This is a genomic window from Saccharothrix espanaensis DSM 44229, from assembly GCF_000328705.1.
GTDB classification, from domain to species: Bacteria; Actinomycetota; Actinomycetes; order Mycobacteriales; family Pseudonocardiaceae; genus Actinosynnema; species Actinosynnema espanaense.
In genome coordinates, this window is record NC_019673.1 from 3,275,979 (window position 1) to 3,291,662 (window position 15,684).

Consider the following 15,684-nt stretch of genomic DNA (forward strand, 5'->3'; position numbering starts at 1 on the left):
GGGACAACGGGCGGTGCGTGACGTTCCGATGGGCATCCGGGTGGAAGTGCTGGGGCCGGTGCGGGTCTTCGGTGACGACGGGACGCGCGTCGAAGTCACGGGTAGCAGGCTGCGCATGTTGCTGGGCCGTCTCGCTCTGTCCGCCGGCAGACCGGTTTCTCCGGTCGTCCTCATCGACGACATCTGGGGCACCGAGTCGCCCACCGGCACCACGAACACATTGCACGCCTTGGTCCATCGTCTCCGGCGGGCGCTGCCGGACGCCAGGTTGGTGGAGTCGTCCGACGCCGGCTACCGGCTCGCCGTGCCCGCCGATCGCGTCGACGCGCACCGGTTCGAGGTGCTGGCCGCGCGCGGCAGGCGCGAACTGACCGAGGATCGGCCCGATCGCGCGACCGCGACTCTCGCGGACGCCTTGGACTTGTGGCACGGACCCGCGTTCGCGGACGTGCTGGCCGCGCCTTACACCGCAGCGGCCGGCGTGAGGCTGGGCAGACTGCGGGCGGCCGCTCGGGAAGACCGGTTCGACGCGGAACTGCGCCTCGGTCGGCACGTCGAGGTCCTGCCCGACCTCGAAGCGGTGTGCACGGACAACCCCTTGAGGGAACGCCTGGTCGCATTGCGGATGCACGCCCTCGCCGCCGCCGGCCGCCAGCCCGACGCGCTCGCCGCGTACGAGGACATCCGGGGCCGGCTCGCCGATGAACTGGGCGTCGATCCGTCCTCCGACCTGCGTCGGGTCCACTTGGAAGTCTTGCGCGGCGAACCCGTCGACCTCGTTGACCCCGCCCGCCCGACCGGCCTCGGGTCCGCGGCTCCCGCCGCCGTTGCCGCGCCTGCCCGTTCGACTGAGGACACCGGGCCCGGCCGGCTGCCGGCGCGGCTGACGTCGTTCGTCGGGAGGACCGCCGAGTCCGCGTTGCTCACCGGCCTGCTGGAAACCTCCCGACTGGTCACCGCCGTCGGACCGGGCGGGGTGGGGAAGACCCGGCTGGCCGTGGAGGTGGCGGCCCGGCACCGGGCGCACCGCGGCGGGCGGTTGTGGCTCGTCCCGCTGGCCGGGGTCGAGAGCCCGGCCGGGGTGGCGGGCGCGATCCTCGGCACGCTCGGCACGGCCGCCGGCCGGCCCGCCGGCGACGGTGCCGCCGACCCGCTGGACCGCGTGGCCGACCTGCTCGGCGGCGAGGAAGCGGTGCTCGTGCTGGACAACTGCGAGCACGTCGCCGACGAGGTGGCGCGGGTCGCCGGCCGGCTGTTGGAGGCACGGCCGCGGCTGACCGTGCTGGCCACCAGCCGGGAGCCCCTGGAGGTGGTGGGCGAAGCGCTGTGCCGGATCGGCCCGCTCGCCGTGCCCGCGGCCGGCGCGGACGCCGGCGAGCCCGACGCCGCCGAGTCCGACGCGGTCCGGCTGTTCCTCGACCGCGCGACCGCCGTCCGACCGGGGTTCGCGCTCGACCAGTCCACAGCCGACGCCGTGGTGGACGTGGTCCGCCGCCTGGACGGGCTGCCGCTGGCCCTGGAACTGGCCGCGGCACGGCTGCGCTCCATGGACATCGGCCAGGTCGCCCGCCGTCTGGACGACCGGTTCCGACTGCTGTCCACGGGCAACCGCGCCGCACAGCCCCGCCGGCAGACCCTGCGCGCGGTGGTCGAGTGGAGCTGGGACCTGCTGACCGAGCCGGAACGGGTGCTCGCGCGGCGGCTGGCGATCTTCCCCGGTACCGCCTCCGCCGACGCGGTCGAGGCGCTCTGCGCGGACCGGCAGCTGCCCGCCGGCGAGATCGTCTACGTGCTCGGCTCCCTGGTCGACAAGTCGTTCGTGGAACACGACGGCAAGGGCTACCGGATGCTGGAGAGCATCCGCGCCTTCGCGGCCGGGGAACTGGCGCGGGCGGGCGAGCGGGAGACCTCCCGCGCCAGGTTCACCTGCCACTTCGCCGCGCTCGCCGCCGAACACGAGCCGCTGGTGCGCTCACCCGACCAACCCACGTCCCTCCCGGTGCTCGCCGCCGAGTACGACAACCTGGTGTTCGCGCTCCGCCTCGCCCTCGACGACCGCGACCCGGACGCGGTGGTGCGGCTGCTCGGCCTGCTGCACTGGTACTGGTACGCCGTGCGCTACGACGCCCGCACTGAGTCGTTCATCGCCGAAGCGCTCAGGCTCGGCGAGGCGCTGCCCGCCGATGCCCGCAGCGCGTTCGCCGCGATCGACGCCCTGATCGGCGAAAGCGCCCCGGCCACCGACGCCGAACGGGTGCGCGCGTTGATCGCCGACTGCGCGGCCACCGGTGCCCTGGAACGGTTTCCGATGGTGCTGATGGTGGTGCTGCCCGCCGCGCACCACCTGGGCCTGGACGACCTGGTCGACGCCGAGGTGACCCGGGTCCGCAGCCGCCCGGACGCCTGGCCGCGGGCGTGCATGTCGCTGCTGGAGGCCGGCGTCGCGGGAGATCGTGGCGACTGGGAAAGCCTGGCCGCCGCCCGTGCGCGAGCGGTCCGGGAGTTCGGCGGCACCGGCGACCGGCTCTGGACGGCCGTGGCGCTGGCCGTCCACGCCGAGGTCCACTCCGTCCGCGGCGACCACGACGCGGCGATCGCCGACCTGGAGCGCGCCCTCGCCCTGGCCGCCGGGACCGGGTCGCAGGACGAGGTCCCGTTCCTGGTGGGGCTGGCCACCGTGCGGATGCGCGCCGGTGACCTGGACGGGGCCGGCCGCGATCTGGACGCGGCGGACGACCTGGTGCGGACGCGCGGCCTGCGCTACATGGAGGTCGAGGTGCTGGGCGGACGTGCCGAACTCCACCGCCGCGCCGGCGCGCCGGAGAACGCGGAGCGCGCGCTGGACCGGCTGGCCGACCTGTCCCGCCGGCTGCGGCTGCCCGACCCGGACCGCCGCACCGCGCCGGCCCTCATGGCGCTCCGCCTGACCACCACCGACACCGCCCGTGCCCGCGAACTGCTGCCCGCCGTGATCACGTCGAGCCAGGCCGACGGCGACCCCGCCCCGGCCGCACAACTCCTGGCCCGGCTGCTGTTCCTCGAAGCCGACCTCGCCGCAGCGGCCACGGCGCTCGGCCTGAGCCAGGCCATCCGCGGCACCTTCGACCACGGCAACCCGGAACTGCGCGACCTGGCAACCGAACTCGCCCAGCGGCTCGGCCCGTGCGACTACGACCGGGCATACCGGGCGGGGGCTCGACTGTCCCGGCCGGAAGCACTCGTCCACCTGACACGCCTTACCCGACCGGCACCGACACAGCGGTCCGTGTAAGCGCCTTACAAGCCGGTTGTCATCGCCACCGCGCACCGTTGGGACGAGACAACGGGGAGCCATCCGGGTCGGGTGGTTCCGAGGCGGGGAGAGATCGACGTGGCAGACAACGAGAGCGCGGGCCGGCAGAACGTGCGAGAGGCGATGGAGCGGGCGGTCGGCGAGTGGGGCGTGCCCAGCGTCGTCGTCCAGGTCCGGGACGAGCACGGAACCTGGTTCGGCTCGGCGGGCGTGGCCGACACCACGACGGGGGCGAAGCGGGTCGCGGGCGAGTCGCTGCACAGCGGGAGCATCTCGAAGGCGTTCACCGCCGCGACGGTGCTGGCGCTGGAGGCCGAAGGTCGGTTGGGCATCGATGACACCGTGGACAGGTGGCTGCCGGGCGTGATGACCGGCAACGGCTACGACGGCCGCGAGGTCACCATCCGGCACCTGCTGTCCAACACCAGCGGGTTGTTCGCCACCGGCATGGCGGTGGAGTGGCAGCGCCGGTACTCGATCCGCTCGGCGTTCGCCGAGCACCGGTTCGACGTGTGGCGTCCCGAGGACGTGCTGGCGGTCACCTTGTCGGAGCCCCCGGTCGGCGCGCCGGGTGAGCGGTTCTGGTACTCCAACGGCGGGTTCGCCTTCGCGGCGGCGATCGTGGAGAAGGCCACCGGCGCCTCCTTCGAGGCCGAGGTCGAGCGGACCGTCGTGCGACCGTTGGGCCTGGCGGGCACCTTCGCGCGCCACCGCGAGGACACCGGGTACCGGGGCCGGCACCCGAGGGCCCTACTCCAAGGTGTTCCTCAAGGAAGGCGTGCGGCCCGAGGACGTCACCCCGGCCAACTGGCCGTCGATGATGGAGGACCCGGGCCTCGCGCCGCTGGACACCACCGACGTGAACACCTCGGGCGGGTGGGGAGCGGCCAACGTCGTGTCGACGCTGGACGACCTGCTGACGTTCTTCACCGCGATGAACGCCGGCCGGCTGCTGCCGCCCGACCAGCACCGGCGGATGTGGACCACGGTCTCCACCGAGGGCGGGCACTGGCTGGCCAACTCCCGCTACGGCTTGGGCCTGTACGAGCTGACCCTGGCCAACGGGCTGACGCTGCGCGGCGGGACCGGCCAGAGCTTCGGCACGGCGACCTTCGTCATGGGCACGGCGGACGGCACGCGCACACTCGCCATCCACACCAACAACGACTGGGCGACGTTCCCGGCCTTCGACAGCATCATCGAGGCCGAGTTCGGCGCTAAGGGCCTCGAACTGAAGATCTGACGAGCGCACCTGCCCGGCTCGCTCGGCCACGCCTGCGTAACGCAACACAAGTTGCAGCGAGGCCACGCAAACGCAACACGTGTTGCGTCGGAAGGCAGCTAACGCAACACGTGTTGCGGCAACGGGGCACCTAACGCGACTCGTGTTGCGACGAAGGGACCCTTAACGCGACTCGTGTTGCGGTAGGGCGAGCTAACGCGACTCGTGTTGCGGCACAGGTGACGCTAGCGCGACACGTGTTGCGTTAGCGGGCGGCGCGGGTGGGTGAGGAGGTGCCGGTGGGTGAGGAGGTGCGGGAGGTGGTTCGGGCTGCGGGGACCGTGCGGGGTGAGGGCTCGGTCGGGCGGCGGCGGGGTTCGAACAGGCGGCGGAAGTCGTCGGGGATCGGGGTGCTGCGCAGCTCCGGCGTCCCGAACGACACGTACCGGTTCCAGCCCGTCGCCACCGCCGTGCCGTCGACGTCCGCGTCGAACCCCATCGTCAACGTCGTGGTGCCGAGCGTGCGCACCCGGACGTTGATCCGGATCAGGTCGTCGAACCGGGCCGGGCTCAGGTACCTGATCGACGTCTCGGCCATCACGAAGTCGACGCCGTGCTTCTCCAGCTCCTTGTACGAGCCGAGCAGGGAGCGCAGCGTCTCCACCATCGCGGCTTCGAAGAACACCGGGTACCGGGACGCGTGCACGATCCCCTGGCGGTCGCAGTCGACCGGGCGCACCCGCACCCGGTGCACATGGGCAGGACGCGGGTCAGCCATGTCGGTGATCCTATGGGGTCACCCGATCGGGATTCGACTGCCTCGCCGTGATCGACCCGAGTGCCGCAGCGGCCAGTTGCACCGCCGCCACCAGCAAGATCACCGACGCCGTCGGGATCCGATCCACCAGCGCGCCGCCCAGCGCGGCACCCCCAGCGAACGCGCCGAGCTTCAGGCTCGCGCCGGTGGTCGACACCTGGCCCAACAGCCCGGCGGGCGTGTACCGCTGCCGCGCCAGGATGGTCGACGTCAACGTCGGTCCCTGCGCGACCCCGCTCACCAGCGCCAGTCCGAGCAGCACCGGGAAGGTGCCGGCCAACGGCCAGACCGCCAGGGTCACCCCGTAGAGCGCGACGGCCGTGAACACCACTCGTTCGGGGCGCCACCGGTCGAGGTGTCGCCGCAACGCCAGCAGTCCCGCGACGCAGCCGATCTCGAACACGGCCCACACCAGCCCGGCGTACCCCTCGTCGACGCCTAACGACGCCACGTGCACCGGTAGCGCAGGGGCGAACATCCCCACCGCGCCGAGCGACAACACCGATGCCACGGTCGTCCCGCGCAACGGGGGAGTGGTCGCCATGTGCCGCAACCCGCGCCGCATCGCCGCCACCAACGACGACGACGACGTGTCCGCCGCAGCGCGCTCCGGCACCCGCAACCCGCACGTCGACACCGCGCCCACGAACGCCATCGCGCCCAACACGATCATGGCCACGACCGGCGACCACACGGCCGACACGACACCGGCCAACGCGGGTCCGCCGATCGCCGCCACGTTGAACAGCAACGCGTCGTACGAGGTCGCGCGCGGCACGTCGACCGCCAGCCGGGGCACCAGGCTGGTGAACCCGCCGCTGGTCATCGGCAGCGTGATGCCCGCGAGCAACGCCGACCCGAGCAGTGCCGGGGCGTTCCCGCCCGCCGCCACCAGTCCGCCCGCCGCGATCGCGAGCACGAACTGGTTGCCCGCCAACGCGACCACCGGCCGGCGTGCCCGGTCCAGCCACGCGCCGAGCAGCGGTCCGGACAGGATCGACGGCACCGTGTAGCAGGCGACCACCGCGCCGGACAGCGCCACCGACCCGGTGCGCGAGAGCACGAGCAGCACCACGGCCACGCCGACCATCTCGTCCGCGAGCCGGGCGAGGCCGGCCGCGACGAGGTAGCGGCGCATCAGCCGGTGCGGCGGTGCCGGCGGACCGACTCCTCGACCAGGTCGAGCACGGGTTCCAGGTCGTCGGCGGGCAGGCCCATCGCCAGGTGCGACACGAGCCCCTCCAGCACCAGTTCCAGGAACGAGGTGAGCACGTCCACGTCGACGTCGTCGCGCAGGTTCCCGGCGTCGCGCTGGCGCAGCAGCCGCTGCCGGGTGGCGTCGGTCAGCTGCCGCGACCGCTCGGCCCACCGGCTGCGGAACTCGGGGTCGGTGCGCAGCCGCCGGGACACCTCCAGCCGGGTGCCCAGCCAGTCGGCGGGGTGCTCGGCGTCCGGCTCGGGCGCGGCCAGCAGGTCGCGCATCACCTGCACCAGGCCCTGCCGGGCGACGACGTCGGCCATCCGGAGCGCGTCGTCCTCGGCGAGCGCGAGGAACAGCGACTCCTTGTCGCGGAAGTGGTGGAAGATCGCTCCCCGGGACAGCCCGGTGGCTTCTTCCAAACGGCGTACGGTGGCACCCTCGTAGCCGTAGCGTGCGAAACACGCGCGGGCGCCGTCCAGGATCTGGCGGCGGCGGGCATCGAGGTGGTCCTGACTGACCCTGGGCACCTGTCGATGTTGCCAGTCGGCGCCCCGGAAATCCAATCAGTACGTACGGATTGATGGATTCCACTTTGGAGTGATCTTGGGCCCGCCGGCTCGAACCGAGCGGTCCTCCCAACTACGGTGGCGCACCGTGAAGGACATCCGGCTGGGGCTGCTCCCGCAGGTGGGCGACGTGCGGCGGGGCATCGACCTGATCGACCTGGTCCGGCTCGCGCACTACGACCACGTCGACCCGGACGGCCCGGAGGGGTTGCGCGCCGCCGAGCGCCGGGCGACCGCGATCGTGGCGTTCGACACGTTGGCGGTGCCGGCGTTGCTCCAGACACCGGCGTACGCGCTGGTCCAGGGCACGGACCCGGAGCGGCGCGAGGTGCTGTGCCGGCACCTGCCGCCGGCGTGCGAGTTCTTCGTGCACGAGACCGCGCTGCACGCGTGGTCGGGCGACCCGGCGGTGCTGGCCGGGCAGCTGCGCGCGCTCGCGTCCTCGAACGCCCGCCTGGTGCCGTTCGCGGCGGGCGGGCGCCCGGAGTTCCGGCACTCGTTCACCCTGCTGGAGTTCGCGGTGGGCGGGCCCGCCGTGCACGTGGAGTCGCTGTCCGAGCGGCACGACGTGGTGGCGCGCTACCAGGCGGCGGCGGGCGTCCTGCGGGAGTGCGCCCTCGACCAGGAGGAGTCGCGGCGGTCGTTCGCGTGCGCCGCGGACGTCATGGCCCGCGAGGCGGCCGAGGGGTGAGCGCCGACCGGTGCGAGCGGTAGCGCCGTCCTTGACAGTCGTCGGGGGCGGTGGTGTGATCCAGCGGACAGTTAGGAAAGTTTCCTTTCCAATACTGCCTCCGCCGCCGCCCGTGTGAACGCCCCTGACGACGTGGGAGGCATCCCGTGGCACCCAGACCGCTGTCCGCCGCACTCGCGGCCGCGACCGTGTTCGCCCTGCTCTCCGCACCCGGCACGGCCCTCGCCGCGCCCCCACAGCCCGCCGCCGACCATCCCTCCGCCGACCACCCCGCCGGCAGCCCGAGCACCCCGGGGAGCGCGTCGGAGGCCGTTCGCGTGGACCGGGGTGCGGGCATCACGGCCGTCCGGTACGAAGCCGAGTCCGCTGCGCTGGACCACGCCGCGGTCGAGTCCAACCACATCGGGTTCTCCGGCCCCGGTTTCGTCAACTTCGACAACGTCGCCGGCAGCCACGCCGAGTTCACCGTCACCGCCGACCGCGCCGGCCCCGCGACCCTGACCCTGCGCTACGCCAACGGCTCCGCCGCCGACCGCCCGATGGGCCTCGCGGTCAACGGCACGGCCGCCGGCGACCGCCCGTTCGCCGCGACCGGCGGGTGGACCACCTGGCAGTCGGTCACCGCCCCGGTCACGCTCGTCGCGGGCGCGAACCGCGTCCGGCTCACCTCGGCGACCGGGACCGGCGGCCCCAACCTCGACCACCTCGAACTGGAGCAGGCCGCCACCGACTACCAGGCCGAGTCGGCCGCGCTGGACCGGGCCGCAGTCGAGTCCGACCACGCCGGCTTCACCGGCACCGGGTTCGTCGACTACGACAACGTCGCCGGCAGCCGCGTCGACTACACCGTGACCGCCGACCGGGCCGGTCCGCACGCGCTGACCTTCCGCTACGCCAACGGAACCGACGTCGACCGGCCGCTGTCGGTCACCGTCGACGGCGGACAGGCGACCCCGGCCGCGTTCCCCGGCACGGGCGCGTGGACGACGTGGCGCGAGGTGACCGTCACCGCCACCCTCAAGGCGGGCCGGAACAGGATCCGGGCCGCCGCGACGACCGCGAACGGCGGCCCGAACGCCGACCGGCTGACCGTCGCGCCCACCGGCCCGGCCGACACCGAGGCCCCCGCGCCGCCGCCGAACCTGCGTGCCACCGGCAAGACCGCCACCACCACGTCGCTCGCCTGGGACGCCGCGACCGACAACGTCGGCGTGGTCGGCTACGACGTCTACCAGCACGGTCAGCTCATGAAGAGCGTGGACGGCGCGACCCTGGCCACCACGGTCGGCGGACTCGCCCCGGACACCGAGTACGACTGGACGGTGTTCGCCCGCGACGCCGCGCCGAACGTCTCCCCGGCGAGCAACAACGTCCTGGTCCGCACCGACCAGGCCCCGCCGGACGGCGAGGCGCCCAGCACCCCGGCGGACCTGCGCGCCACCGGCCGCACCGCGACCTCCGTCGACCTGGCGTGGACGGCCTCGACCGACAACGTCGGCGTCACCGGCTACCAGGTGTTCCGCGACGGCGCGCAGGCCGGCACCTCGGACGGCCCGGCCACCACGGTCGGCGGCCTCACCTCGGGCACCGCCTACCGGTTCACCGTCCGGGCCCGCGACGCGGCGGGCAACCTGTCCCCGTTCGGCAACGAGGTCACCGCGACGCCCGGCGGTTCGGGTCCGGCCGGCGTGCCGAACCCGGGCGCGGTCACCACGATCCTCAGCGGCACCGACGTGCCGTGGGGCCTGGCGTTCCTGCCGGACGGCTCGGCGCTGCTCACCGAACGCGAGACCTTCACCGTCTACAAGCTCTCCGAAACGGGCACGCGCACCAACCTGGGCAAGGTGCCCGGCGCGCAGAACACCAACGGTGAGGGCGGTGTGCTCGGCATCGAGGTCTCGCCGACGTTCGCCTCGGACGGGTACGTGTTCATCTACCACACGGCCGCTGCGGGCAACCAGCTCGTGCGCGCCAAGCTGACCGGCACCACCCTCGGCGGCTGGACGACGTTGCTGTCCGGTGTGCCCAAGTCCCGCTACCACAACGGCGGGCGGCTGCGGTTCAGCCCGGACGGCAAGCACCTGTTCGTCTCCACGGGCGACGCGCAGAACAAGGCCAACGCGCAGAACCTGAACACCAACGCGGGCAAGATCCTCCGGCTCGACCCCGACGGGTCGATCCCGGCCGACAACCCCTACCCCGGCAAGGCGGTGTGGAGCTTCGGCCACCGCAACGTGCAGGGTTTGGACTTCGACTCGCAGGGCCGGCTCTGGGCCTCGGAGTTCGGCGACTCCACGACCGACGAGGTGAACCTCATCCAGAAGGCGGGCAACTTCGGCTGGCCGGACTGCGAGGGCACCTCGGGCGGCGGGTGCGCCGGGACGATCGCGCCGAAGAAGAGCTGGTCCACGTCGGTCGCCTCGCCCAGCGGCCTGACCATCGTCAACGACCACGTCTTCGTCGCCACGACGGTGGGTCAGCGGATCTACCGGATGCGCATCGACCCGTCGGCGAACCTGGTGGACCAGCAGGTGTACTTCCAAGGCACCTACAACCGGTTGCGCACGGTCGAGGTGGACCGCGACGGCGACCTCTGGCTGACCACGTCGACCGACAAGGACGGCACCGCGAACAACGACCGCGTGCTGCACATCGACGTGGTCTACGCGGGCGGGTTCTCGTTGACCAGCTCCGCGTTCGCCGACAACGCGATGATCCCGGCCAAGCACACGTGCGCCGGTGACGGCACCGCGGGCCAGGACCCGTCGCCGCCGCTGGCGTGGACCGGGGCGAGCGGCGCCAAGGGGTACGCGGTGGTGTTCGCGGACCGGGCGGACAACGGCACCAAGCTGCACTGGGCGATCTGGGACATCCCTGCGTCGGCCAGGTCGTTGCCGGAGAACCTGGGCGCGGGCTTCGCGGTGCCGGGGCAGGGCGGCGCGAAGCAGAAGGCCATGGGCAGCGGCGCGAACGCGCAGAAGTACTTCGGGCCGTGTCCGGGCGGGTCGACCAACCCGTACACGTTCACGTTGTACGCCTTGAACACCGCGACCGTGCCGGGGTTGTCGTCGTCCTCGACGATGGCTCAGGTGGAGACCGCGATCAAGAACGCGAGCACCGCGAACACCGTGCTGCGCGGTCGTTCCAACGCCTCGACGTGACCGACGGGCGTGCGGCGGTGCTCTCGGGTCCCGCCGCACGTCCGGTCCGGACAACTTGGTGGGCCGCGCCCGGTCCGGTGATCGCGCGTCGTGCGGGGCCGGCGCGCGGCCGTCCGTCCGCACCGCCGTTGCTCTACTTGCAGTAAGTTACCGGTCGGTCAACTCGTGGTCGGGGTCGTCCCGGGTCGTCCGGTGTGTCCGGAACGGACCCGCCGACCTGCGGTGACGACAACTTGTCGTTGATCCGTAAGGGTTTTGTAGGCGTGCGACTGTCGGTCCCCCCGTGTAGCGTCGAATCGACCCAAGGATGATCACGGGGAGTGTGCAAATTGACTGCATTACGTAACGCTCCGGCACAGGGGCCGACCCCGGCGGTGTTCCGAGACCGTGCCGAAGCCGAGGCGTACGTCGCCTCGGTGTGCTTCAAGCACGGGCCCCCGAGACTGCTCGGCGTCGAACTGGAATGGACCGTCCACCACCGGGACGACCCGGCGAAACCGCTCGACGCAAGCGTGCTCGCCGCGGCCCTGGGCAAGCACGCACCACCGACCCTCGTCCCGGACAGCCCGCAGCACCCGCTGCCCGGCGGCACGCCGCTCACCGTCGAGCCGGGCGGCCAGGTCGAGATCTCCACCCCGCCGAGCGGCTCGCTCACCGAGCTGCTCAAGACCGTCAGCGCGGACATCGACCACCTCACCGGCCTGCTGGAACCCGCGGGCCTGGTCCTCGGTCAGCGCGGTGCCGACCCGCACCGCCCCCCACGTCGAATGCTCCAGGTGCCCCGCTACGCCGCCATGGAGCACGCCTTCGCCCCGGTCGGGCCCGAGGGCATCACGATGATGTGCAGCACCGCCGGGCTCCAGGTGTGCCTGGACTTCGGCCACGAGACCGACCTCGCCACCCGCTGGGCCGCCGTGCACGCGCTGGGACCCGTGCTCAACGCGCTGTTCGCGAACTCGCCCGGCGTCGGCGGCCGGCGCACCGACTGGGCCAGCGCCCGGATGCGCTCCCTCTACGCCACCGACCCCGTGCGCACGCGGCCCGCCGCCGTGTGCGCGGACCCGGCGTCGGCGTGGGCGCGGCGGGTGGTGGACGCCCCGGTGATCGTGGTCCGAAGACCGGGCAACAGCTGGCTGCCACCGCGCCGCCTGACCTTCGCCGAGTGGATCGACGGGGCGCTGGAGACGCGGCCCACGGCCGATGACCTCGACTACCACATGTCGCTGCAGTTCCCACCGGTGCGCCCGCGCGGGTACGTGGAGGTCCGGTACCTCGACACCCCGCCGGACGGGGCCTGGCTGCCGCCCGTCGTGCTGATGGCCGCCCTGTTCAGCGACCGGTCCGTGGTGGACGCGGCGCTGGCGGCCACCGCGACCGCGACCGGCCGCTGGCTGGCCGCCGCGCGCTACGGCCTGGCCGACCCGGTGCTCGCCCGCGCGGCGCGCGACGTGGTCGCCCTGGGCTGCACGGCGCTGCGCAACACCGACCTGTCCGTCGGGCAGACCGACGCCATCGTCGAGGACCTGCACCGCACGCTCGCCGAGAAGACCGCTGAGAATGCCGGAGGGGGCCGTTCATGACCAGCATCGACAACAACACCGGTGTCGAACGCATCCGGGACCACGTCGCCGCGCAGCTCACCAGGGCGCGGCGGCGCAGCCAGTCGCTCACCGACGCCGTGGACGAGCACGACCTGGTGCGCCAGCACTCCAAGCTGATGTCCCCGCTGGTGTGGGACTACGCCCACATCGGCAACCAGGAGGAGCTCTGGCTGGTCCGCGACGTCGGCGGGCGCGAGCCGGTGCGCCAGGACATCGACGAGCTCTACGACGCGTTCAAGCACGCCCGGTCCACCCGCCCGGAGCTGCCGCTGCTCGGTCCCGCCGAAGCCCGCCGGTACGTGGGCGAGGTGCGGGACAAGGTGTTCGACGTGCTGGAGACCAGTCCGCTGGAGGGCCGCAGGCTGCTCGCCGGCGGGTTCGCGTTCGGCATGATCGTGCAGCACGAGCAGCAGCACGACGAGACCATGCTGGCCACCCACCAGCTCCGCGCCGGCCCGCCCGTGCTCGACGCCCCCGCGCCGCCGCGCGGCGGACCGGTCGGCCCGGCCGAGGTGCTGGTGCCGGGCGGCCCGTTCACCATGGGCACGTCGACCGAGGCGTGGGCGCTGGACAACGAGCGCCCAGCGCACCAGGCGCACACCGCGCCGTTCTTCATCGACACCGCGCCGGTCACCAACGGCGCGTACGTCGCGTTCGTGGAGGACGGTGGCTACGCGGACCGTCGTTGGTGGTCCGAGGCGGGCTGGGCGCACGTCCGCAAGGCACCCCTGGTCGCTCCCCGGTTCTGGGAGAAGCAGGGGGATCAGTGGTACCGGACGGCGTTCGGCGTGACCGCTCCGCTCGACCCGGACCAGCCCGTCGTGCACGTCTGCTTCCACGAGGCGGAGGCGTACGCGAAGTGGGCCGGCCGCCGGCTGCCGACCGAGGTGGAGTGGGAGAAGGCGGCCCGCCACGACCCGGCGAGCGGCCGGTCCCGGCGCTACCCGTGGGGCGACGACGAGCCGACCGAGGCGCACGCCAACCTGGGCCAGCGGCACCTGTCGCCGGCACCGGTCGGCGCGTACCCGGCGGGCGCGTCGCCGCTGGGCGTGCACCAGCTCATCGGTGACGTGTGGGAGTGGACCAGCTCGGACTTCCGCGGTTACGGCGGGTTCGAGGTGTTCCCGTACGCCGAGTACTCGCAGGTGTTCTTCGGACCCGACTACAAGGTGCTGCGCGGCGGCTCGTTCGGCACCGACGAGTCCGCGGTGCGCTCGACGTTCCGCAACTGGGACTACCCGATCAGGCGGCAGATCTTCGCCGGGTTCCGCTGCGCGCGGGACGCGGCACCGGGCGAACTGGGCTGACGTGTGCCGCCACCTGGGTTACCTCGGCCCCGCCGTGCCCATCGCGGCCCTGGTGCACGACCCGCCGCACTCGTTGCTGCGCCAGTCGTACGCACCGCGGGACATGCGCGGCGGCGGCACGGTGAACGTGGACGGCTACGGCGTGGGCTGGTACCCCGCGCCGGGCGGCCCCGCGCTGCGCTACCGGCGCACCGGGACGCTCTGGTCGGACGAGAACCTGGCGGCGCTGAGCCGGGTCGTCGTCTCCGGCGCGGTGCTCGCGGCGGTCCGGTCGGCCACCACCGGGATGCCGGTGGTGGAGACCGCGTGCGCCCCGTTCACCGACGGCACGTGGCTGTTCAGCCACAACGGCCGGGTCACCGGCTGGCCCGGCTCGGTCGCCGACCTGGCCAAGTCGCTGCCGGTCACCGACCTGCTCACGTTGGACGCGCCCACCGACTCCGCCCTGCTGTGGGCGCTGCTCCGGGCGCGCCTGGTCACCGCACCGCCGGCCGCCGCGCTGGCGTCCGTGGTGTCCGAAGTGGCCGCCGCGGCCCCCGGCTCGCGGCTGAACCTGTTGCTCACCAACGGATCCGTGCTCGTCGGCACGACCTGGACGCACGCCCTGTGGGTGCGTTCCGGTGACGGCGCGGTGACCGTTTCCTCCGAGCCGCTGGACGACGACCCGCGCTGGCGGGAAGTGCCCGACCGGCACGTCGTCACCGCCGCCCTCTCCCCAGACAACGCGATCACCGTGGACGTTCAACCGATAGGACGATAGATGACCGAGCCAGTGCTGGACGTGCACCTGACTCCGGAGGACGCGGTGGTCGCGCTCCGGGCCGAGGCGAAAGCGGGCCTCACGGCGCGGCCGAAGTGGGTCTCGCCGAAGTGGTTCTACGACGCCGTGGGCAGCGACCTGTTCGAGGAGATCACCAAGCTGCCCGAGTACTACCCGACCCGCGCCGAGCGGGAGATCCTGCTCGCCCGCGCCGGCGAGATCGCCGCGACCACCGGGGCGCACGCCCTGGTGGAGCTGGGCTCCGGCTCGTCGGAGAAGACCAGGCTGCTGCTCGACGCGCTGCGCGAGCACGGGACGCTGCGCGAGTTCGTGCCGCTGGACGTGTCGGCGAGCGCGCTCACCGAGGCGGCCCGGCAGATCCTGGCCGACTACCCCGGGCTGGCGGTGCACGGTGTCGTCGGCGACTTCACCGAGCACCTGGGCCTGCTGCCGGGCTCGTCGCCGCGGCTGGTGGCGTTCCTCGGCGGGACCATCGGCAACCTGATCCCCGAGGAGCGCGACAAGTTCCTCGCCTCCGTGCGGGACGTGCTGGAGCCGGGGGAGTGGCTGCTGCTGGGCACCGACCTGGTCAAGGACCCCGAGGTGCTGGTGCGCGCCTACGACGACGCGCGCGGGGTCACCGCGGAGTTCAACCGGAACGTGCTGCGGGTGCTCAACCGCGAGTTGGGCGCGGACCTCGACCCGCTGGCGTTCCGGCACGTGGCGCTGTGGAACGCCGACCAGGAGTGGATCGAGATGCGGCTGCGGGCGGTGCGCGCGGTGCGGGCGCACGTGGCCGCGCTGGAGCTCGACGTCGAGTTCGCCGAGGGCGAGGAGCTGCGGACCGAAGTGTCGGCGAAGTTCCGGCGGGAGGGCGTGGAGCGGGAGCTGACCGCCGCCGGCTTCGAGCTGCACCGCTGGTGGACCGACTCGGAAGGGAGGTTCGCCCTGTCACTCGCCCGGGTCGTGGGCTGACCCAGCGTGAAGAAATCATCCGTTCTGCGGGTGTTTTACGACCTGTGCGGGTGAGAGCCTCGCGCGACGACGCCGTGGCAGTGCGAACGAG

The 15,684-nt window shown here is 72.9% G+C and carries 11 protein-coding genes and 1 pseudogene; 9 read left to right on the top strand and 3 right to left on the bottom strand.

What is annotated here, in order from left to right; translation table 11 throughout:
* Positions 1-13 precede the first annotated feature (13 nt).
* From BN6_RS14970 to BN6_RS49595, 3 genes and pseudogenes are all read left to right on the top strand, one after another.
* Positions 14-3,271, top strand: coding sequence for a BTAD domain-containing putative transcriptional regulator (locus BN6_RS14970; protein ID WP_231905298.1), 3,258 nt, complete (start codon positions 14-16; stop codon positions 3,269-3,271).
* Positions 3,272-3,415: 144 nt separating this feature from the next.
* A pseudogene (locus tag BN6_RS50210) lies at positions 3,416-3,967 on the top strand (serine hydrolase domain-containing protein); the annotation flags it as partial.
* A gap of 85 nt (positions 3,968-4,052) precedes the next feature.
* On the top strand, positions 4,053-4,535 hold the full coding sequence (locus tag BN6_RS49595) for a serine hydrolase domain-containing protein (RefSeq protein ID WP_051075578.1): 483 nt from the start codon (positions 4,053-4,055) through the stop codon (positions 4,533-4,535).
* Positions 4,536-4,779: 244 nt separating this feature from the next.
* Here the strand turns inward: BN6_RS49595 and BN6_RS14980 are convergent, their stop codons facing one another.
* From BN6_RS14980 to BN6_RS14990, 3 genes are read right to left on the bottom strand one after another with little or no spacing between them, the layout of a single operon-like run.
* Positions 4,780-5,292 (bottom strand): acyl-CoA thioesterase, encoded by a 513-nt coding sequence (locus tag BN6_RS14980; RefSeq protein WP_015100497.1) that lies wholly within the window; start codon positions 5,290-5,292, stop codon positions 4,780-4,782.
* A gap of 10 nt (positions 5,293-5,302) precedes the next feature.
* Entirely contained in the window at positions 5,303-6,469 is a 1,167-nt protein-coding gene (locus BN6_RS14985; protein ID WP_015100498.1) for an MFS transporter, read from the bottom strand.
* Positions 6,469-7,059, bottom strand: a complete 591-nt coding sequence (locus BN6_RS14990) for a TetR/AcrR family transcriptional regulator (protein ID WP_015100499.1) — start codon at positions 7,057-7,059, stop codon at positions 6,469-6,471. Before BN6_RS14990 ends, BN6_RS14985 begins: the two co-directional genes overlap by 1 nt.
* Before the next feature lie 127 nt (positions 7,060-7,186).
* Between BN6_RS14990 and BN6_RS14995 the strand changes: the two genes are divergently transcribed.
* The 6 genes from BN6_RS14995 to egtD all read left to right on the top strand — a co-directional run bounded on the left by BN6_RS14995 (position 7,187) and on the right by egtD (position 15,593).
* The gene (locus BN6_RS14995) at positions 7,187-7,789 is read left to right on the top strand and encodes a DUF5753 domain-containing protein (RefSeq protein ID WP_041312829.1); all 603 of its coding nucleotides are present in this window, start codon (positions 7,187-7,189) and stop codon (positions 7,787-7,789) included.
* Between the two features lie 146 nt (positions 7,790-7,935).
* Positions 7,936-10,950 carry a PQQ-dependent sugar dehydrogenase gene (locus BN6_RS15000; protein WP_015100501.1) on the top strand — a complete coding sequence of 1,005 codons (3,015 nt, stop codon included), beginning with the start codon at positions 7,936-7,938 and terminating at the stop codon, positions 10,948-10,950.
* A 374-nt stretch (positions 10,951-11,324) separates the two neighbouring features.
* Complete coding sequence (locus tag BN6_RS15005; protein WP_231905299.1) at positions 11,325-12,530, top strand: glutamate-cysteine ligase family protein; 1,206 nt, start codon at positions 11,325-11,327, stop codon at positions 12,528-12,530.
* Positions 12,527-13,858 (top strand): ergothioneine biosynthesis protein EgtB, encoded by a 1,332-nt coding sequence (gene egtB, locus BN6_RS15010; protein ID WP_015100503.1) that lies wholly within the window; start codon positions 12,527-12,529, stop codon positions 13,856-13,858. The genes BN6_RS15005 and egtB overlap by 4 nt, the downstream gene beginning before the upstream one ends.
* Position 13,859: 1 nt before the next feature.
* Complete coding sequence (gene egtC / locus BN6_RS15015) at positions 13,860-14,618, top strand: ergothioneine biosynthesis protein EgtC (protein WP_015100504.1); 759 nt, start codon at positions 13,860-13,862, stop codon at positions 14,616-14,618.
* On the top strand, positions 14,619-15,593 hold the full coding sequence (egtD, locus tag BN6_RS15020; protein ID WP_015100505.1) for an L-histidine N(alpha)-methyltransferase: 975 nt from the start codon (positions 14,619-14,621) through the stop codon (positions 15,591-15,593). It abuts the gene before it with no gap.
* Positions 15,594-15,684: the final 91 nt, after the last annotated feature.